At 68.9% G+C, this 19,844-nt stretch carries 19 protein-coding genes; 4 read left to right on the top strand and 15 right to left on the bottom strand.

The features are described from left to right. Positions 1-17: 17 nt before the first annotated feature. From ACIBI4_RS11260 to ACIBI4_RS11240, 5 genes are all read right to left on the bottom strand, one after another. Complete coding sequence (locus ACIBI4_RS11260) at positions 18-971, bottom strand: helix-turn-helix transcriptional regulator (RefSeq protein ID WP_399203450.1); 954 nt, start codon at positions 969-971, stop codon at positions 18-20. Between the two features lie 128 nt (positions 972-1,099). Then, entirely contained in the window at positions 1,100-1,471 is a 372-nt protein-coding gene (locus ACIBI4_RS11255) for an FKBP-type peptidyl-prolyl cis-trans isomerase (RefSeq protein ID WP_399203449.1), read from the bottom strand. Positions 1,472-1,514: 43 nt separating this feature from the next. Further along, positions 1,515-2,480, bottom strand: a complete 966-nt coding sequence (locus tag ACIBI4_RS11250; RefSeq protein WP_399203448.1) for an FKBP-type peptidyl-prolyl cis-trans isomerase — start codon at positions 2,478-2,480, stop codon at positions 1,515-1,517. Between the two features lie 186 nt (positions 2,481-2,666). Further along, positions 2,667-4,028, bottom strand: a complete 1,362-nt coding sequence (pafA, locus tag ACIBI4_RS11245) for a Pup--protein ligase (RefSeq protein ID WP_399203447.1) — start codon at positions 4,026-4,028, stop codon at positions 2,667-2,669. Positions 4,029-4,037: 9 nt separating this feature from the next. After that, positions 4,038-5,297: an MFS transporter gene (locus tag ACIBI4_RS11240; protein WP_399203446.1), complete on the bottom strand. Its 1,260-nt coding sequence runs from the start codon at positions 5,295-5,297 to the stop codon at positions 4,038-4,040. A 166-nt stretch (positions 5,298-5,463) separates the two neighbouring features. On the opposite strand from ACIBI4_RS11240, the gene ACIBI4_RS11235 reads away from it, so the two are divergent. Beyond that, positions 5,464-6,468 (top strand): LacI family DNA-binding transcriptional regulator, encoded by a 1,005-nt coding sequence (locus ACIBI4_RS11235; RefSeq protein ID WP_399203445.1) that lies wholly within the window; start codon positions 5,464-5,466, stop codon positions 6,466-6,468. A gap of 68 nt (positions 6,469-6,536) precedes the next feature. On the opposite strand, the gene prcA is transcribed toward ACIBI4_RS11235, so the two are convergent. From prcA to arc, 6 genes are all read right to left on the bottom strand, one after another. Further along, complete coding sequence (gene prcA, locus ACIBI4_RS11230) at positions 6,537-7,292, bottom strand: proteasome subunit alpha (protein ID WP_399203444.1); 756 nt, start codon at positions 7,290-7,292, stop codon at positions 6,537-6,539. A gap of 52 nt (positions 7,293-7,344) precedes the next feature. Continuing rightward, complete coding sequence (gene prcB / locus ACIBI4_RS11225) at positions 7,345-8,190, bottom strand: proteasome subunit beta (RefSeq protein WP_399203443.1); 846 nt, start codon at positions 8,188-8,190, stop codon at positions 7,345-7,347. Next, positions 8,142-8,363 carry an endonuclease VII domain-containing protein gene (locus ACIBI4_RS11220; RefSeq protein WP_399203774.1) on the bottom strand — a complete coding sequence of 74 codons (222 nt, stop codon included), beginning with the start codon at positions 8,361-8,363 and terminating at the stop codon, positions 8,142-8,144. The genes prcB and ACIBI4_RS11220 overlap by 49 nt, the downstream gene beginning before the upstream one ends. 91 nt (positions 8,364-8,454) lie before the next feature. Continuing rightward, on the bottom strand, positions 8,455-8,673 hold the full coding sequence (locus ACIBI4_RS11215) for a ubiquitin-like protein Pup (protein ID WP_093608684.1): 219 nt from the start codon (positions 8,671-8,673) through the stop codon (positions 8,455-8,457). A gap of 127 nt (positions 8,674-8,800) precedes the next feature. Continuing rightward, positions 8,801-10,312 carry a depupylase/deamidase Dop gene (dop, locus tag ACIBI4_RS11210; RefSeq protein WP_399203442.1) on the bottom strand — a complete coding sequence of 504 codons (1,512 nt, stop codon included), beginning with the start codon at positions 10,310-10,312 and terminating at the stop codon, positions 8,801-8,803. Positions 10,313-10,559: 247 nt separating this feature from the next. After that, the gene (gene arc, locus ACIBI4_RS11205; protein WP_399203441.1) at positions 10,560-12,326 is read right to left on the bottom strand and encodes a proteasome ATPase; all 1,767 of its coding nucleotides are present in this window, start codon (positions 12,324-12,326) and stop codon (positions 10,560-10,562) included. A 253-nt stretch (positions 12,327-12,579) separates the two neighbouring features. On the opposite strand from arc, the gene ACIBI4_RS11200 reads away from it, so the two are divergent. Beyond that, positions 12,580-12,891, top strand: a complete 312-nt coding sequence (locus ACIBI4_RS11200; protein WP_399203440.1) for a ferredoxin — start codon at positions 12,580-12,582, stop codon at positions 12,889-12,891. 91 nt (positions 12,892-12,982) lie between these two features. Here ACIBI4_RS11200 and ACIBI4_RS11195 read toward each other — a convergent pair whose 3' ends face one another. The 3 genes from ACIBI4_RS11195 to ACIBI4_RS11185 form a co-directional block, all read right to left on the bottom strand. Continuing rightward, a complete protein-coding gene (locus ACIBI4_RS11195) occupies positions 12,983-13,546 on the bottom strand; it encodes a hypothetical protein (RefSeq protein WP_399203439.1) in 564 nt (187 codons plus the stop codon). A 205-nt stretch (positions 13,547-13,751) separates the two neighbouring features. Further along, a complete protein-coding gene (locus tag ACIBI4_RS11190; protein ID WP_399203438.1) occupies positions 13,752-14,657 on the bottom strand; it encodes a tRNA (adenine-N1)-methyltransferase in 906 nt (301 codons plus the stop codon). A 61-nt stretch (positions 14,658-14,718) separates the two neighbouring features. Beyond that, positions 14,719-16,320, bottom strand: a complete 1,602-nt coding sequence (locus ACIBI4_RS11185; protein ID WP_399203437.1) for a site-2 protease family protein — start codon at positions 16,318-16,320, stop codon at positions 14,719-14,721. A 222-nt stretch (positions 16,321-16,542) separates the two neighbouring features. On the opposite strand from ACIBI4_RS11185, the gene ACIBI4_RS11180 reads away from it, so the two are divergent. Together ACIBI4_RS11180 and ACIBI4_RS11175 are read left to right on the top strand one after the other, a co-directional pair. Continuing rightward, positions 16,543-17,436 (top strand): RecB family exonuclease, encoded by an 894-nt coding sequence (locus tag ACIBI4_RS11180; protein ID WP_399203436.1) that lies wholly within the window; start codon positions 16,543-16,545, stop codon positions 17,434-17,436. 45 nt (positions 17,437-17,481) lie between these two features. Then, positions 17,482-18,153, top strand: a complete 672-nt coding sequence (locus ACIBI4_RS11175) for a response regulator (protein WP_399203435.1) — start codon at positions 17,482-17,484, stop codon at positions 18,151-18,153. Positions 18,154-18,245: 92 nt separating this feature from the next. Here the strand turns inward: ACIBI4_RS11175 and ACIBI4_RS11170 are convergent, their stop codons facing one another. Beyond that, complete coding sequence (locus tag ACIBI4_RS11170; RefSeq protein ID WP_399203434.1) at positions 18,246-19,829, bottom strand: ABC transporter substrate-binding protein; 1,584 nt, start codon at positions 19,827-19,829, stop codon at positions 18,246-18,248. Positions 19,830-19,844 lie beyond the last annotated feature (15 nt).

Below are 19,844 nucleotides of genomic sequence, written 5' to 3'. Positions count from 1 at the left end.
AGTAGTTCCGCTCCCCCTCAGCCCTTGGCCACGGCGCGCAGCCGGTCCACGACATCCGCCCGCAGCTCCGCGGGCTCCAGCACCACCACGTCGGGCCCGAACTCCACGAGCCACGCGTCGAGCCCGTGCCCGTACGGAATCTCCAACTCGTCCCAGCCGTCGCCGAGTTCCCGTACGCGGGTGGCCTTCGAGCGCAGCGGATAGCCGGCGTCCGTGCGCAGTCTGATCAGCGCGGTCCGGTCGGTGATCTCCCCGGCCCAGCCCGCGACGGTCTCGCGGACGGTGACGACATCGGGCACCTCGGCGGTGAACTTGCCCGCACGCGAGCGCACCTTGCCGGTGATGCGGGAGAGCCGGAACACGCGCTCGGCACCGCGGTCGCGGTCCCAGCCCGCGAGGTACCAGTGGCCGCGCCAGCATTCCAGGGCCCACGGCTCGACATGCCGGGTCTCCGGGCGGGCGGCGTTGGCCTTGCGGTAGTCGAAGACGACGGGCCTGCGGTCACGGCAGGCCAGCATCAGCGGCTCGAAGGCCGACTCGTGCACGGGGATACGGGGTTCCAGCGCGCCGTGCGCCTCGTACGGGTCGACGTCCTCGGGCATCCCGGCGGCGCGCAGCTTCTGCAGGGCGCCGCTGGCCGCGCCGGCGAGGCGGGCCTGCTGCCAGACCTTGGCGGCGAGGCCGAGGGCCGCGGCCTCCTCGGCGTCGAGGGTGACCGGCGGCAGCCGGTTGGAGTCACGGCGGGCGAGATAGCCGACCTCGCCCTCGAGGTTCTCCACCGTCTCGATGACCAGGCCGAGTTCGCGCAGGTCGTCCTTGTCACGCTCGAACATGCGGTTGAAACTGTCGTCCGAGTTGGCTTCGAGGTAGGCCTCGATGGAGCCGCGCAGCTCGCGCTTGCTCAGCGGTCGCCGGGTCCCGAGCAGACACAGCGCCAGATTCATCAGCCGCTCCGCCTTGGCAATCGCCATCGACGCCCTCTCCCACCCCTCCTGGACTGCTGCTACGAGGCTCGACCGTACCGCTCCAAGGTCCGGCGGCAAAAGCCGAGGGCCCCCGCCACTAGGCAGGGGCCCTCAAATGTTCGATCCGGACCGGATCAGACCGCGACGAGGTCGCAGACGAAGATCAGCGTCTCGCCCGGCGCGATCTTGCCGCCGGCGCCACGGTCGCCGTACGCCAGGTGCGGCGGGATGATCAGCTGGCGGCGGCCGCCGACCTTCATGCCCTGCACACCCTGGTCCCAGCCCGCGATGACCTGGCCGGCGCCGAGCGTGAACGGCAGCGGGGTGCCGCGGTTCCAGCTCGCGTCGAACTCCTCGCCGGTGGAGAAGGACACGCCCACGTAGTGGACCTGGACGTTGTCCCCGGCCTTGGCCACGGGGCCGTCGCCCTCCCAGATGTCCTTGATCTCAAGGTCCTTCGGGGGCTCGCCGCCGGGGAAGTCGACCTCGGGCTTGTCGATGCTCACGTAAGTGCTCCTGCAGTTCTGCGAATGGGCAACCGGGACAGTCTTACATCTTTGCGAGGATGTCCACCGCGAAGACCAGCGTGGACTTGCCCGGGATGGGCCCCTGGTCGTCGTCCCCGTAGCCCTGGTCCGGCGGGACGACGAGCAGCACGCGGCTGCCGACCTTCTTGCCCTCGAGACCCTTCGACCAGCCCGGGATCACCTGGTTCAGCGGGAAGGTGACCGGCTGGCCGTTCTTGTAGCTGGAGTCGAAGGTCTTGCCGTCCTTCCAGATCTTGCCCACGTACGAGACGGCGACGGTGTCCGAGGCCTTCAGCGCCTCGCCCTTGCCCTCGATGATGTAGTTCGAGACGAGTTTGGTGGGCGCGGCCTTGTCGCTCGGGATGGTGACCTCGGGCTCCTTGCCGTCGGTCTTCGTGCCGATCTTGGGCAGTGCGGCGTCGGTCTGGTCCACGACCGTGCCGCCCTCGATCTTCTTCGGGACGGGCGTGCCCTGGGTCGCCTTCACGATGTCCATCACGAACACGAGTGTGGCGCCCGGCGGGATCTCGCCCTGCCCCTGCTCGCCGTAGCCGAGCTCCGGCGGGATCGAGACCTCGATCCGGCTGCCTTCCTGCTGCCCCTTGAGCGCCTGCTGCCAGCCCTCGATGACACCGCCGCCGCCGAGGGTCACATCGAACGGCTGGCCGCGGTCGAAGCTGTTGTCGAACGGCTTGTCGCCGTCCCACAGCTGCCCGAGGTAGTTCACCTGGGCCTTGTCGCCGTCGCCCAGCTTCTCGCCCTTGCCCTTGCTGATGACCTCGACCTTGAGGTCGGCGGGCGGCTCGCCCTTGCCCTTGGCCAGGGTGGGCTTCTCCCCGAACTTCGTTCCGGCGGTGATCGTGGGCAGCCCGCCCTGGCTCACGGAGGACGAAGAAGAGTCGGAGTCGGATCCCTTGTCGTCACCGCAGGCCGCTGTCGACAGCAGCAGGAGCGGTACGAGCACAAGGCCGGCAAGTCGGCGTCGCACAGTGGTCCTCTGGGTTGCAGGAGTGTTCGGTGCCCGCCACCTTACGGCCAAGCCGCGCACGGTCCACGTACGGCATGCCTGCGGGCCCGCACCGGAGGATCCGGCACGGGCCCGCTGCCCGGATTGCTGCGCTGTGTCACCTGCCCGCAGTGTCACCTGCCCGCTGTGTCACACGGACCGGATGCGTCACATCCCGGCGATGAGCTTCTCCACCCGGTCGTCCACCGACCGGAACGGGTCCTTGCACAGCACGGTGCGCTGCGCCTGGTCGTTGAGCTTCAGATGCACCCAGTCGACGGTGAAGTCCCGGCGCTGCTCCTGCGCACGGCGGATGAAGTCGCCGCGCAGCCGGGCCCGAGTGGTCTGCGGGGGCACCGACTTGCCCTCGAAGATCTTCAAGTCATTGCAGATACGGGCGGCTTGGCCCCTCTTCTCGAGCAGGTAGTACAGCCCGCGCCGACGGTGGATGTCGTGGTACGCGAGGTCTATCTGCGCGACCCGGGGGTGCGACATGGTCATGTTGTGCTTGGCTCGGTAGCGCTCGATGAGCTTGTACTTCATGACCCAGTCGATCTCGGTGCCGATCCGGTCCAGGTCCTCGGCCTCGATCGCGTCGAGGGTGCGGCCCCAGAGCTCGAGCACCTGGGCGACCGTGCCGGTGCGGATGCCGCGCCGGTCGACGAAGTCCACGGCCTTCTCGTAGTACTCGCGCTGCACTTCCAGCGCGGACGCCTCGCGCCCGGAGGCGAGGCGCACCTTGCGCCGGCCGGTGATGTCGTGGCTGACCTCGCGGATGGCCCGGATCGGGTTCTCCAGGGTCAGGTCCCGCATCACGGTGCCCGCCTCGATCATGCGGAGCACCAGGTCGGTGGCGCCGACCTTGAGCAGCATGGTCGTCTCGGACATGTTGGAGTCGCCGACGATGACATGCAGACGGCGGTAGCGCTCCGCGTCCGCGTGCGGCTCGTCGCGCGTGTTGATGATCGGCCGGGAGCGCGTCGTCGCCGACGAGACGCCCTCCCAGATGTGCTCCGCCCGCTGGCTCACGCAGTACACCGCACCGCGCGGGGTCTGCAGCACCTTGCCCGCGCCGCACAGCAGCTGACGGGTCACCAGGAACGGGATCAGGATGTCCGCGAGCCGGGAGAACTCGCCGTGCCGGGCCACCAGGTAGTTCTCGTGGCAGCCGTACGAGTTCCCCGCCGAGTCGGTGTTGTTCTTGAAGAGGTAGACGTCGCCCGCGATCCCCTCCTCGTGCAGGCGGCGTTCGGCGTCGACGAGGAGGCCTTCCAGAATGCGCTCGCCGGCTTTGTCGTGCGTGACCAGCTCGGTCACGTTGTCGCATTCCGGCGTTGCGTACTCCGGATGCGATCCGACATCGAGATAGAGGCGGGCACCGTTGCGCAGAAACACATTGCTGCTGCGGCCCCATGACACGACACGGCGGAAGAGGTACCGCGCCACTTCGTCAGGCGACAGACGGCGCTGTCCCCTGAACGTGCATGTGACGCCGTACTCGTTCTCCAGCCCGAAAATTCGGCGGTCCATGACTGAACATTACGCCTGATGCCCCTTGCTGAAACCGGGTTCGACAGCACCTTTTCGATCACTTTCCGACGAGCCGGTGATACTCGTGGTGCGTCCGGGAACCGCGAGCACCTTCACGGTCGCGAGCAGCACGAACAGCGCGGCGAATCCGCCGAAGCCCGCGACGGCGAATCCCCAGGCCGTCGAACCGCCCTCGATCGCCGGTCCCGCCACGGCAGTTCCGACCGCGGCGCCGACACCGAACGTGGTCACGAGCCACGAGAACGCCTCGGTGACGGTCCCGCGCGGCGCGTGCCGGTCGACGACGATGAACGCGCAGGCGAGTGACGGCGCGAGGAACACGCCCGAGATCGCGGCGAGAACGCACATCGGCACGACGGAGGGCGTGAACGCCAGCGGTACGTAGCCGACCGCGAGCAGCCCGACGAGGATCCGCAACCGCCGCTCGGGCGCGCCGGTCCACTGCCGTGCACCGTAGACCGCACCGCCGAGGAGCGCGCCGAGACCGAGCGCGGCCATCAGCCAGCCGTACACCGACTCCTGGCCGTGGTCGTCGGCGTAGGCGACACCGGCCACCGTGATCGAGCCCAGCGCGAGCCCGACGAAGAAGAACGAGCCGAGCAGCGCGAGCAGCCCGGGCGAGCGCAGCGCACCGAGCCAGTGCGCCTCGCGCGGCGCCGAACGCCACGTACGGGACGGCTCGGAGACCACGACGGACAGGGCGCCCGCGACACCGATGACGTTGATGACGAGCAGCGCGCCGGCCGCCGACCACAGCGACACGATGAGAGTGACGAGCAACGGGCCGACGGTGAACATGACTTCCTGCGCCACGGCGTCCATCGCGTACGCGGCGTGCACCCGGTCCTCGCGCTTGAGGACCCCGGGCCACAGCGCCCGCAGTCCGCCCTCCAGGGGCGGCGTGAAGAGGCCGGCCACCGCGACCGCCGCGTACGCGAGCGGCAACGAGCCGATACCGACGAACGCGAAAGCGGCCATGCCGAGCGCGGAGACGATCGCGGCGGGCAGCATCACCCGCGGCTGTCCGCGCAGGTCGACGGCGCGCCCCAGCAGCGGCTGGCCGACGGCGGTGGCCAGCCCGTACACGGCGGCGAGCACACCGGCCAGCGTGTAGCTGCCGCCCTCGGCGCGCGTGAACAGCACGATCGCGATATGCCCGGTGGCGCTCGGCAGCCGGCCCACCAGCGTGCCGGTGAGCAGCCGCGCGGCATGCCGTGTCCGCAGCAGCTCCGCGTATCCCGCGGCCATCGGCGGGCTCCTCTCGCTCGCACCAGGGATCACCGGAGGATCACCAGGGTGAAGTTTTACGTATAACGTCGCTGTACATACGTAGCATGACCTCAGCCCAACGGTCCAGCCCGGGCACCGCACCCGACCGGCCCGGACCCCCGATCCCTCGCAGCAAGGAGCCGCCGTGGCCCGGCCCACGAGCAAGGACGTGGCCCGCACCGCCGGGGTCTCCCAGGCCGCCGTCTCCCTCGTCCTGGGCGACAAATGGCGCGGCCGCGTCTCCGAGACCACCGCCGAACGCGTACGGGAAGCCGCCCGCGACCTCGGCTACCGCCCCAACCTCGCCGCCCGCAACCTCCGCCTCGGCTCCACCCGCACCGCGCTCCTCGTCGTCCCCGCCCTCACCAACGACTTCTTCGCCCGCGTCTACACCGGCGCCGCCCGCATCGCCGCCGCCCACGACTTCGGCGTCGTCCTCTACCCATCCCCTGACGGCATCGGACCCGCCAAGGACCCCTTCGCCTCCGCCCGCTCCGCCCTCGACGGCGTCATCGCCTCATCCATGGCCGCCGGCGCACTCGCCGACATCCGCGGCGGCGCCGACCTGCCCCTCGTCATGCTCGACAGCGACCCCGCCGACCCCGCCGCAGCCGCCCACGTCAACGTCGACCTCGCCGACGGCATGCGCCAGATGACCACACACCTCCTGGAACTCGGCCACCGCCGCTTCCTGCACCTGGCCGCCGCCGTCGACTCCTGGACCTTCTCGGTACGCGCCGACGCCATCGCCCAGGCCCTGCGCAGCGCCCCCGACGCCACCCTGCACACCGAACCGGCCCCGCTGTCCGTCCACGGCGCCCGCGCCGCCGCCGAGCGCGCCCTCACCGGCCCCGGACCGCGCCCCACCGCCGTCATCTGCGACGACGACATCATCGCCGCCGGCGCCTGCAAAGGCGTACGCCGCCTGGGCCTGCGCATCCCCGAGGACATCTCGGTCGCCGGCTTCGACGACCTCGCCCTGTCCACCGCCGTCGACCCCGAACTCACCACGATCCGGCTACCCGCCGAACAGGTCGGCGAACGCGGCATGCAGGCCCTGCTGCACGTACTGGAGGGCAAGGAGCCCGAAAACGACGCCCTGCCGGTCGAGTTGGTCGTACGGGACTCCACCGCGCCGCCCGCCGCATAGAACGAGCCCGCCCCCGCCACCGGTTCAACCGGCGACAGGGGCGGGCTCGTGACAACCGTCAGGCGGGCTCAGGACTCGCCTTCCTCCTCATCCGAGGGATCGTCCGTCTTGGCGATCGCCGCATTGTCCGCTTCCAGGAGACGCGACAACTGACGGCCCACGATCCGCTTGAACTTCCGCTGCTGCTGCCGCGTACGGTCCAGAATCGCGACCTCCAGGCGCTCCGCGGGAATCTCCCGCTCACTCCCGTTCGCCTCACGCGACAACGCCTGCACCGCCAGCTTCAACGCCTCCGCCAAGGACATACCGTCCTGGTGACGCTGATCGAGGAAGGTACTGATCTGCTCCGCATTGCCGCCCACCGCGACCGAGCCATGCTCGTCCACGATCGAACCATCATGCGGCAGCCGGTAGATCTGATCGCCCTCGGGCTCATGGCCCACCTCGGCGACGACCAGCTCCACTTCGTAAGGCTTCTCCGCGGCACTCGAGAAAATCGTACCGAGCGTCTGCGCATACACGTTCGCAAGCCCACGCGCCGTCACATCGTCACGGTCATAGGTATAGCCACGCAGATCCGCATAACGGACGCCACCGATACGCAAGTTCTCGTACTCGTTGTACTTACCGGCCGCGGCAAAACCGATCCGGTCATAGATCTCGCTGAACTTGTGCAGCGCGCGGGACGGATTCTCCCCGACGAACACAATCCCGTCGGCGTACTGCATCACCACAAGGCTGCGTCCACGGGCGATGCCCTTACGGGCGTACTCCGCCCGGTCGGCCATGGCCTGCTGAGGTGAGACATAGAACGGCGTCGACACCGGTTATCCGTCCCTTTCTGTCAGTGACAAGTGCATTCCGGTCCACCCGCTCTCAGAGCAGCGCGGCCCGCGGGCCGTCGGGCTGCGCGAGGCGGCGCTCGACGACCGAACGCGCGATCGTCGAGGACTCCTCGTCCGTGAGCCTGCGGAAGCCCTCATCGGTGATCACGGTGACGATCGGGAAGATCCGACGGGCAACGTCCGGACCACCCGTCGCCGAGTCGTCGTCCGCGGCGTCATACAACGCCTGGACGACCAGCGTCGTGGCCTCCTGCTCGCTCAACTCCTCATGGAAGAGCTTCTTCAGCGCACCCTTGGCGAAAATCGAACCCGAGCCGGTGGCCGCGTACCCCTGCTCCTCGGTACGGCCACCCGTCACGTCGTACGAGAAGATCCGGCCACGCTCACGGCCCAGGTCGAACCCCGCGAACAGCGGCACAACCGCCAGGCCCTGCATCGCCATGCCCAGATTCGAGCGGATCATCGTCGACAGACGATTGGCCTTGCCTTCGAGCGAGAGCTGCGCGCCCTCGACCTTCTCAAAGTGCTCCAGCTCCAGCTGGAACAACTTCACCATCTCCACGGCGAGACCGGCGGTGCCGGCGATACCGACAGCCGAGTACTCGTCCGCGGGGAAGACCTTCTCCATGTCGCGCGAAGCGATCATGTTGCCCATCGTGGCCCGCCGGTCACCGGCGAGCACGACGCCGCCGGGGAACGTCACGGCCACGATGGTCGTGCCGTGCGGCGCTTCGAAGGCGCCCTGCACGGCCGGCAGCTGCCGGTTGCCCGGGAGCATCTCCGGCTGGTGCTCGCCGAGGAAGTCCACGAAGGACGAGGAACCGGGCGTCAGGAAGGCAGCTGGTAGACGCCCGTTGCTACGAGGATTGGCTTCCACGAGTTTCCTCCCAGATATGCGATGGCCCGACTCGATGCGTCGGGATCATCCCCCAACTTGCCGATGGCCGAATTGCAGTTGAAGCAGAGTACGCCTCGGACCCTACCCGTCCGGTGGCAATGATCCACATGAGTGGCCGGCTCGGTCGGAGCGCTGCTCCGGGAGCGGAGCAGGCACGCGGACGAGCACCGTCGCGCCGCGTGCCTGCCTGCCGTTCAGCTCCCTCAGCCCGCCCACCCGCCTTCGATGCGAAGGTAGATCGACCTACTGGCCGCCCTTTTGAACGAAGGACCGCACGAAGTCCTCTGCATTCTCCTCGAGGACATCGTCAATCTCGTCCAGAACCGAGTCGACATCCTCGCTCAGCTTCTCCTGGCGCTCCGCCAGATCCTCGGAGCCCTGTGCATCCTGCACCTGCTCCTCGGTCTCCTCGGTGGAACGCGTGGCCTTCTGCTGTCCGCCGCCGGTGTCCTTGGTCGCCATGTCCCTCACCCCGCTCGGTGTCGACGTTCGCCGTTCTTGATCAGACCCTACGCCGAGGGTCCGACATCGGCCCCGCAGTTACTTCAACGTGCGAGACCTACCCCTGTGATTCCCACAAGAGGCATGTTCAGCCGCCCGAAAGCACCCGCACCAGGTCTTCCGCGGTCCTGCACCTGTCCAGGAGCTCCTTGACGTGATTACGCGTTCCGCGTAGCGGTTCCAGGGTTGGGACGCGCTGCAGGGAATCACGGCCGGGCAGGTCGAAGATGACGGAGTCCCAGGAGGCCGCGGCGACGTCGTCGGCGTACTGCTCCAGGCAGCGGCCGCGGAAGTACGCCCGGGTGTCCTCCGGGGGCTTGGTCTCGGCGCGCTCCACATCGGCCTCGTCGAGCAGCCGCTTCATCTTGCCGCGTGCCACGAGGCGGTTGTAGAGGCCCTTCTCGGGCCGTACGTCGGCGTACTGGAGGTCCACGAGGTGCAGGCGCGCCGCGTCCCAGTCGAGGCTGTCACGGCGCCGGTAGCCCTCCATCAGCTCGCGCTTGGCGATCCAGTCGAGCTCGCCGGAGAGGCTCATCGGGTCGTTCTCGAGCCGGTTGAGGGTGTCCTCCCAGCGCACGAGGACGTCCTTGGTCTGCTCGTCCGCGTCCGCCCCGAAGCGCTCCTCGACGTACTTGCGGGCGAGCTCGAAGTACTCCATCTGCAGCTGTACGGCGGTCAGGGTGCGCCCGCTGCGCAGCGTGACGAGGCGCTTCAGGGTGGGGTCGTGGGAGACCTGGTGGAGGGTGCGGACGGGCTGGTCGACGGCGAGGTCCACGGCGATGAAGTTGTCCTCGATCATGGAGAGGACGAGGGCGGTGGTGCCCAGCTTCAGGTAGGTGGAGATCTCGGAGAGGTTGGCGTCGCCGATGATGACGTGGAGGCGGCGGTATTTCTCGGCGTCGGCGTGTGGCTCGTCGCGGGTGTTGATGATGGGGCGCTTGAGGGTGGTTTCGAGGCCGACTTCGACTTCGAAGTAGTCGGCGCGCTGGCTGATCTGGAAGCCGTGTTCGTGGCCGTCCTGGCCGATGCCGACGCGGCCGGCGCCGGTGACGACTTGGCGGGAGACGAAGAACGGCGTGAGGTGGCGCACGATGTCCGAGAAGGGGGTTTCCCGCTTCATCAGGTAGTTCTCGTGTGTGCCGTAGGACGCGCCTTTGTTGTCGGTGTTGTTCTTGTAGAGGTGAATGGGCTGGGCGCCGGGCAGGTTGGCGGCGCGTTCGGCGGCTTCGGCCATGATGCGTTCGCCGGCCTTGTCCCAGAGGACGGCGTCGCGGGGGTTGGTGACCTCCGGGGCGCTGTACTCGGGGTGTGCGTGGTCGACGTAGAGGCGTGCGCCGTTGGTGAGGATGACGTTGGCGAGGCCGATGTCCTCGTCGGTGAGCTGGCTGGAGTCGGCGGCTTCCCGGGCGAGGTCGAAGCCTCGCGCGTCGCGCAGCGGGTTCTCCTCCTCGAAGTCCCAGCGGGCGCGGCGCGCCCGGTGCATCGCCGCCGCGTAGGCGTTGACGATCTGGGACGAGGTGAGCATGGCATTGGCGTTGGGGTGTCCGGGCACGGAGATGCCGTACTCGGTCTCGATGCCCATTACTCGCCGTACGGTCATGCGGCCCTCCTTGCCCGGCGGCGCTCCCTTGTGGGCGCGGCGCTCAAGTACCGCTTGTCTTCCGGTGCGTGTGCGGTGCCCGTCCCCGCACTGCGCGACTCGGCGGTACCGAAGAGCCTAGAGCGGCTTTGCGCTGGTGGGGAGATCAATTGCGTCATTGCCTGTGCTGCGAAGGTGAGTTGGCGGTGGCCTGGAAAGCAGTCGGCTGCGGGTACCCGGATTCGGGCACCCGCAGCCGCCCTGCTTTTTACAGGTACTGACCGGTGTTGGCCACCGTGTCGATGGAGCGTCCGGTGTCCGCGCCCTGCTTTCCGGTGACGAGCGTACGGATGTAGACGATCCGTTCGCCCTTCTTGCCGGAGATGCGGGCCCAGTCGTCGGGGTTGGTGGTGTTGGGGAGGTCCTCGTTCTCCTTGAACTCGTCCACGCAGGCCTGGAGGAGGTGGGAGACGCGGAGGCCCTTCTGGTTGGCGTCGAGGAAGTCCTTGATCGCCATCTTCTTGGCGCGGCCGACGATGTTTTCGATCATGGCGCCGGAGTTGAAGTCCTTGAAGTAGAGGACTTCCTTGTCGCCGTTGGCGTACGTGACTTCGAGGAAGCGGTTCTCCTCGGATTCCGCGTACATCTGCTCGACGGCGGTCTGGATCATTCCCTGGACTGTGCTGCCCTTGTCGCCGCCGTGTTCGCCGAGGTCGTCGGCGTGCAGGGGGAGCCGCTCGGTCAGGTACTTGCCGAAGATGTCCTTGGCGGCCTGCGCGTCGGGACGCTCGATCTTGATCTTCACGTCGAGTCGGCCGGGGCGGAGGATGGCGGGGTCGATCATGTCCTCGCGGTTGGAGGCGCCGATCACGACCACGTTCTCCAGGCCTTCCACGCCGTCGATCTCGGCGAGGAGCTGGGGGACGATGGTGTTCTCCACGTCCGAGCTGACGCCGGATCCGCGGGTGCGGAACAGGGACTCCATCTCGTCGAAGAAGACGATGACGGGGGTGCCTTCGCTGGCCTTCTCGCGTGCACGCTGGAAGACGAGGCGGATCTGCCGCTCGGTCTCGCCGACGTACTTGTTGAGGAGCTCGGGGCCCTTGATGTTGAGGAAGAAGGATTTGCCCTGGGCTTGTCCGGTGACTTCGGCGACCTTCTTGGCAAGGGAGTTGGCGACTGCCTTGGCGATGAGGGTCTTCCCGCAGCCGGGCGGGCCGTAGAGCAGGACGCCCTTGGGCGGGCGCAGTTCGTGCTCGCGGAACAGGTCCGGGTAGAGGTAGGGGAGCTCGACCGCGTCGCGGATCATTTCGATCTGGTTGCCCAGGCCGCCGATCTGCTCGTAGCCGATGTCCGGGACCTCTTCGAGGACGAGTTCCTCGACCTCGCTCTTGGGCACGACTTCGTAGACGTATCCGGAGCGTGGTTCGAGCAGGAGGGCGTCGCCGGGGCGGATCACCTGGTCGAGCAGGGGCTCGGCGAGGCGGACCACGCGCTCTTCGTCGGTGTGGCCCTGCACGAGGGCGCGCTCGCCGTCCTCGAGGATCTCCTTGAGGGTGACGATGTCGCCGACGCTCTCGAATTCCATGGCCTCGACCACGTTGAGCGCTTCGTTGAGCATCAGTTCCTGGCCGCGGCGCAGATCGTCCAGATCCACGCTCGGGCTCACGTTCACCCGCAGCTTGCGGCCGCCGGTGAAGATGTCCGCCGTGCCGTCCTCGTTGGCGCTGAGGAAGACTCCGAAGCCGGCCGGTGGCTGTGCGAGCCGGTCGACTTCTTCTTTGAGGGCCACGATCTGGTCGCGGGCCTCACGGAGGGTGTTCGCGAGCCGTTCGTTCTGTGCGGAGACTCCGGCCAGACTGGTCTGCAGCTCGACGATCCGCTCTTCGAGAATCCTCGTATGACGCGGAGAGTCGGCGAGCTTGCGGCGCAGGACGGCGATCTCCTGCTCGAGATAGGCAATCTGACCGGCCGGGTCATCGGACCCGCGAGCCGGGCGGATGCCGCGGTTCATGTCGTCGTCGTGGGCTGCCACGGTCCTCACCTCCTCCAGGGGGAGCTGGACGCTTCCTGACCCTACCTGGGCAGGTACTGATTGAAACCCCTAGATCACAAAGACGTCCGGGGTGTGTCTGATCTTCACCCTTGCGTTCTCCCTTGCGCCAGGTAAATACCCACCGAACAACATCGAAAAGCGAGCGGTTGTATCGTCGAAACGTTCAACACCCGTCAGGCCTGGCCTGACTTGCACCGTGTTGGGCCGCTCGACAAGGGAAATGGCAGGAGACATGACCGTGACGCACGAGGCCCCCTCCACCGACGGCGGAGAGGAGCTCGAGGTCTGGATCGACCAGGACCTCTGCACCGGCGACGGCATCTGTGCGCAGTACGCGCCCGAGGTCTTCGAGCTCGACATCGACGGGCTCGCGTATGTGAAGGACGGCGAGGACGAGCTGCTGCAGTCACCCGGCGCCACAACGCGTGTGCCGTTGCCTCTGATCCGTGATGTCGCCGACTCCGCGAAGGAGTGTCCGGGCGACTGCATTCATGTACGGCGCATTTCGGACAAGGTCGAGGTCTACGGACCGGACGCGGAGTAGCCGCGAGGCTTCTGAGCGTGACGAAAAGGCCCGCATCCGCCGGATATCGGCGGTGCGGGCCTTCATTTTCGGCCGTTTTGCGGGGGTGGCGTCAGACGCCGACCGCGGCGCTCTGCTCGGAGCGGACGAACGTGCTGCCCTCCCAGCGCCACTTGGCCTTCTCGGTCACGTCGGGGCAGCAGCGCGCCACCGCGTCGGACGAGTAGCCGAGGAGCGTGGCCGTGACGACACCGTTGGTGACCGCGAAGTCCGTGACGCTCATCCGGTCCTTCGGGTCGACCAGCGTCGCGACCACTCGGGGCTTGCCGCCGTCGGGCGCGTGGATCACGTAGACGCCGCTCGGCGGGGTGCCGGAGCCGGCCGCGCAGCGGGCCACGGCGACCGTCTCGGGTCTGCCGTCGCCGTCGAGGTCGCCGGAGGCCCGCTTCTGGATCCGGGGCGCCTCGCCCGCGCAGTCCATCGGGATGTGCGCCGCGGCGGGGTCGGGGGCCGCCTGGGCGGTCACGGGCGGCGGTCCTGGCTGCGCGGCGGTGGCGTCGTCGGGCTGGACGAACGAGGACCCGGCGACGACCGCGGCGAGCGCCGCGGCGGTGGCGAGCCAGTGCATGGGTCGGGTGGTCGTGTGGGCGAGCTCCGGAACGGCGGAGTGCTGCACTAGGAGTGTCTCCTGTGAGGGCTGTGCCGGTGGGGGTGTCCGGCATGGTGTCACACCTCACAGAGCTGCGGAACGCCGGGGTGCGCCGTCTCCGCGTAAAGGCTCGGTCAATACGTCGGCGCCGCCCCCGAGTTCCGTTTCCTTGACGGGAACTCGGCGGCGGCGCCGTTGCGTTGGGCCTTGCGTGGGCCGGTGACGGTGCGGCTCAGCGGCCGCGGGCACCGCCCTCGGCGTTCGGACCGTCGTAGTCCTCACCGTAGGCGCCCTTGGCGGGGCGGCGGCGGCGCATGGGCGGCTCGACGCCGTCCGCGAGGCGGCGGGCGGTGAGCAGGAAGCCGGTGTGGCCGATCATCCGGTGGTCGGGGCGGACGGCGAGGCCCTCCACGTGCCAGTTGCGGATCATCGTCTCCCAGGAAGTCGGCTCGTTGAAGCAGCCGATCTCGCGGATGGATTCGACGGTGCGGGCGAGCTGCGTGGTGGTGGCCACGTAGCAGCAGAGGATGCCGCCGGGGACGAGCGCCTTCTTGACGACGTCGAGGCATTCCCACGGGGCGAGCATGTCGAGGATGACGCGGTCGACGTCGGTGTCGGACAGGTTGTCCTGGAGGTCGCCGACCGTGAGCTGCCAGGCGGGGTGCGGGCCGCCGAAGTAGCGCTCCACATTGCCCTTGGCGATCTCGGCGAAGTCCTCGCGGCGCTCGTACGAGTGCAGCATGCCCTCGTCGCCGATGGCGCGCAGCAGGAAGCTGCTGAGGGAGCCGGAGCCCACGCCCGCCTCCACGACGCGTGCGCCGGGGAAGATGTCGGCGAAGGCCAGGATCTGCCCCGCGTCCTTGGGGTAGACCACGGCGGCGCCGCGGGGCATGGACAGGACATAGTCGGGGAGCAGGGGGCGCAGCGCGAGGTAGGCCACGTTGCCAGTGGTGCGGACAACGCTGCCCTCGGGAGCGCCGATCAGCTCGTCGTGCGGGAAGGAACCCTTGTGGGTGTGGAAGTTCTTTCCCTCTTCGAGCGTGAACGTGTAGTGGCGGCCCTTGGGGTCGGTCAGCTGTACCTGGTCCCCGACCTTGAAGGGCCCGCGTCGGCGGGCGGCACCGGTCGGTTCGGACATGTGAACAGCCTACCGGCCGCGGCGGGGCCCGCTCGCCACCGCCCGCGGCCTCCTGCGGCGCTCAGCCGGAGCGGTCCATCGCCTTCACGAAGGCCCGCTCGACGTCCGAGGTGGACAGGACTCCGAAGATCTGTCCGGTGTCCTCGACGACGAGGTACTCGGTGGCCGGGGTGGCCCGCAGGGTGTCGAGGAGTTCCTCGCCGGAGAGCTCCGCGGAAACCTTCATGCCGTCCGTGAGGTCCTGGGCGAGACCGCTGACGGCGACCCAGGGGCGGCGGTGCTCGGGGACGCCGACGATGGCCGCTTCGCGGACGACGGCGACCGGGTCGCCCTGCCCGTCGACCACGACGAGCGCGCGGGCGCCCGCCTCGTTGGCACGGCGCAGGGCCTCCGAGAGCGGCGTGGCCGACTCGACGGGGACGGCGCGGCGGGTGAGCGTACGGGCGCGCAGTCCCGGCAGGCGCTCGCGGAGCCGGGCCATGCGCAGGCTGTTGCCGGCGCCGGTCCAGATGATCGCGGCGAGGATCGCGGCGAGCAGGGCGTCCATGACCGTGTCCACGCCGACGGAGTCGGTGGCCTCGGCGCCGAGCACCCCGGACTGGGTGAGCAGCGGCAGGCCGATCAGTACGGAGACGGCGAGCGCGCGGCCGACCCAGGCGGCGGCGACGGTCCCGCTCATCGGCTTGCCGGTGATCGCCCAGACGACGGCGCGCAGCATCCGGCCGCCGTCGAGGGGAAGGCCGGGCAGCAGGTTGAAGGCGGCCACGATCAGGTTGGAGATCATCAGGCCGGCCATCAGGACACCGGGGACGGTGCCGGGCTCGACGGCCTGCATGCCTCCGTAGAAGACGGCGGCGAGGACGAGGGAGAGAAGGGGTCCGACGAAGGCGAGCACGAACTCGCGGCCCGGGGTCTCCGACTCCTTCTCGATCTCCGAGACACCGCCGAAGAACTGCAGCTGGATCTTGCGCACCGGGAGCTTGAAGCGGATCGCGGCCACGGTGTGCGCGAGTTCGTGGACGAGGACCGAGCCGTAGAAGGCTACGGCGAAGAAGAGGGAGACCAGGTAGCGGGCGCCGCCGAGTTCGGGCAGCACGCGGTCGAGCTGGTTGCCGAACACCCAGGTGATCAGTGCGGCGACGAGGAACCAGCTGGGTGCCACGTAGATCGGCACGCCGAAGATCCGGCCCATCAGGAGCCCGCCGCCGGGCGCCTTCTTCTCCTGCTCGCCGCCACCGGACTGCTCCGCACCGCCCGCGGGGGCCGGGGTGTCGGCGGCGTGGTGCGCGAGGGCGCGGACGGGGGCGGCGCGTTCGGGGCTCGGCAGTGCGGCGGCTTCAGCCGCGTCCGCCGCGTTCGCCTCTTCCTCTTCTTTCCCGCGCGCGGAGTCAGCCTTCGCTTCGGGCTCGGCGCGCTCGTCCTTCTCCGCGGAGGCCTCGTGCTCCACGGGGGCCTCATGCCCTTCGCGTACGAGTGCGGCCTCGGCGTCTGCTGCGGGCGCGGCACTCCCGTCACGTACGGGCGCGGCCTCATCGCGGGCCGCTTCCTCGCGTGCAGGCGTGTCGCCGTCCTCGCGGGCAGGCCGCGGCACAGGTCGTTCCGGCGTCGGGTCGTCGTCCCCGCCGCCGGTGTGCGGCAGTCCGCTCGTGCCGCTCTCGTCCACTGTGCGCCCCTTCAGTCCCCGTCGTGCCCGTGGTCGGTCGTGCCCCGTGGCCGGCGTCCGTGCTGCGTCCCGCACCCGTGTCCCCTGGGCTCCCGGCCGGCTCGACGGCCGTCTGCCGACGGGGCGTTGTGCGTGCGTACTCTCTCACGATCATGCAGTGCCGCACGGTCTGCCGTCGATGGTATGCGTCCGTTGTCAGTCGCGGGCCGTAGGGTCTTCTCCATGGACAACAGCACCGAGGCCGGCGGGCGCGAGGCGGCACCGCCCGTGTCGCTCTCGCCGTCGCGCGCGAGCGACTTCATGCAGTGCCCGCTGCTCTACCGCTTCCGGGTCATCGACAAGCTGCCCGAGAAGCCGAGCCCCGCCGCCACCCGCGGCACCTTGGTGCACGCCGTCCTGGAGCGCCTCTTCGACGCGCCCGCCGCCGAGCGCACCGCGCCGCGCGCCAAGTCCCTGATCCCGGGGCAGTGGGACCGGCTGCGGGAGTCCAAGCCCGAGCTGTCGGACCTGTTCAAGGATTCCGACGAGCAGAGCGCCGGCGAGCAGCTCGCGCAGTGGCTGACCGAGGCGGAGGCGCTCGTCGAGCGCTGGTTCACGCTGGAGGACCCCACGCGCCTGGAGCCGGCCGAGCGGGAGCTGTTCGTCGAGGCGAGCCTCGATTCGGGTCTGAAGCTGCGCGGGATCATCGACCGCGTGGATGTCGCGCCCACCGGTGAGGTGCGGATCGTCGACTACAAGACGGGCAAGGCGCCGCGTGCGGAGTACGCGGACGGTGCGCTCTTCCAGATGAAGTTCTACGCGCTCGTCGTGTGGCGTCTGAAGGGCGTCATCCCGCGGCGGCTGCAGCTCGTCTATCTCGGCAGCGGCGATGTGCTGACGTACGACCCGGTCATGGCCGATCTGGAACGTGTGGAGCGCAAGCTGCACGCGTTGTGGGAGGCGATCCGTGAGGCCACGGAGACCGGTGAGTGGCGGCCGCGCCCCACGAAGCTGTGCGGCTGGTGCGACCACCAGGCGGTCTGTCCTGAATTCGGGGGCACTCCCCCGCCGTATCCCCTGCACATCAGGGCGCCGCGTCCCGCGGGCGATGCGCAGGGCACAATGGGGCCGGTCTAGTCCTTACCGGAAGGTCGGGGCGGCGCCGAGCGAAGGAGATATGCCGTGGCGATCCGCGTCCTGCTGGTCGACGACCAGCCTCTGCTGCGCACCGGGTTCCGGATGATCCTGGAGGCCGAGCAGGATCTCGCGGTCGTCGGCGAGGCCGGGGACGGTCTGCAGGCGCTCGACCAGGTGCGCGCGCTCCAGCCCGACGTGGTCCTGATGGACATCCGGATGCCGCGGATGGACGGCGTCGAGGCGACCCGGCAGATCACGGGCCCCGAGCGGGACGGCCCGGCGAAGGTCCTGGTGCTGACCACCTTCGATCTGGACGAGTACGTGGTGGAGGCGCTCAAGGCGGGCGCGAGCGGCTTCCTCCTGAAGGACGCCCCCGCCCATGAGCTGGTGCAGGCGATCCGGGTGGTCGCAGCAGGCGAGGCGATGCTCGCGCCGAGCATCACGCGCCGGCTGCTCGACAAGTACTCCGCCCATCTGCCGTCCGGCGAGGAGCCGGTCCCGGACACGCTGAACACGCTGACCGAGCGCGAGGTCGAGGTCCTCAAGCTGGTGGCGCGCGGTCTTTCCAATGCGGAGATCGCCGCCGATCTGTTCGTCAGTGAGACCACGGTGAAGACGCACGTCGGCCATGTGCTGACCAAGCTGGGCCTGCGGGACCGCGTGCAGGCCGCGGTCTATGCGTACGAGAGCGGTCTGGTCCGGCCCGGCGCGCAGTAGCCGAGCCCCGCGGACAGCCGAGCCCCGCAACGTACGAGAAGGGCCGCCCCCGGAAGCCGGGAGCGGCCCTTCTCGCTGTCCTGTGCGGGCCGTCAGCCCTTCTGGAGCTCCCAGAAGCGGAAGACGGTCGAGGAGTCGAGGCACCATTCGACGCCGGAGATCTCCTCACCGACGACGGCGTACTGCTTGCCCTGCCACAGCGGGATGATCGGCAGCTCGTCGGCGACGAGGTCCTGCAGCTCGGCGAACTGGTCCTGGGTCGCGGTCCGGTCGGTCTGCGCGGCCGTGCCCGGGACGATGGTGCCGGTGATCGTCTCGTTGGTGTAGTTGTTCATCAGGACGTTGTCCTTGCCGAAGAACGGCTGCGTGAAGTTCTCCGGGTCCGGATAGTCCGGGACCCAGCCCTTCACGTACACGCCGTACTTGCCGGCCTCGACGTCCTTCTCGTACTGCTCGAACGGCACCGACTTGACGTCGGCCTCGAACAGACCGCTGTCGTTGAGCTGCTTGGCGATGGCCTTGAACTCCTGGACGGTGGCCGGGCCGTAGCGCGCGGGCGTCGCCCACAGCGTCAGCTTGACCTTGCCCGTGATGCCCTCGCTGCGCAGCGCCTGCTGCGCCTTGGCGCGCTGCGGGGTGCCGCCGTACGTGTCGAAGAACGGCGTCGTGTGGCCCTCGATGCCGGCCGGGATGATCGAGTACAGCGCCGAAGCGGTCTGCGCGTGCACCTCGGTGACGAGCTTCTCGCGGTCGATGAGGTACGCCATCGCCTTGCGGACGCCGAGCTTGCCGACGACCGGGTCCTTCATGTTGAGGACCAGGTGCTGGACCTCGGCGCTGGTGCCCTCGACGACCTCGGCCTTCTGACCGGCATCGGTGCCGGCCTCGAGGTCGGCGATGTCGTCGGCCGACAGACCGCGGTACGCGATGTCGATGTCGCCGGCGAGCATGGCGTCCTTCAGCTTCGCGCGGTCGTCGTGGAAGAAGCGGAGGGTGACGCCCGGGTTCTTGGGCTCGGCGGTGCCCTTGTAGGAGTCGCTGGCCTTGAACACGGCCTGGTCCTCGCCGTACGACTCCAGGGTGTAGGCGCCGGAGCCGACGGCCTTGCTGTCGTCGCGCAGCTTGTCGGCGGGGTACTCGCGGTGGTCCACGATCGAGCCGGCGCCGGAGGCGATCTTGCTGGGGAAGGTCGCGTCGGGGACCTTCAGATGGAAGACGACGGTCTTGGCGTCGGGCGTGGTGATCCGGTCGAGCGAGCTGAACATGACCGCGGGGCCGTTCTCGTCGTCGATCTTGATCGTCCGGTCGAATGAGTACTTGACGTCCTTCGAGGTCAGCTCGTTGCCGTTGCTGAACTTCAGCCCGTCCTGCAGCTTGCAGGTGAGCTCCTTGGTCACGCTGTCCGTGAACTCGCAGGACTTCGCGGCCTCGGGCTCCGGCTCGGTGCTGCCCTTGGGGAAGGAGAGCAGCGACTGGAAGACGTTGTTGAACAGCAGCCAGGAGCCCGGGTCGTAGCCGGACGCCGGGTCGGTGGCGGCCACGTCGTCGGACATGCCGACCACGATCGCGCCGTCCTCGCCGCCGGCGGCGCCCTGCTCCGTACCGCACCCGGTCAGCAGCCCGGCGGCGAGGCCCGCCGCGACGAGAGGTGCAGGCCAGGACTTACGTAGGTTCACTGGATCCCCGAAGGT

The sequence above is a fragment of the Streptomyces sp. NPDC050418 genome (assembly GCF_044458745.1).
GTDB lineage: Bacteria > Actinomycetota > Actinomycetes > Streptomycetales > Streptomycetaceae > Streptomyces.
This window is presented reverse-complemented; position numbering and strand designations above follow the sequence as displayed.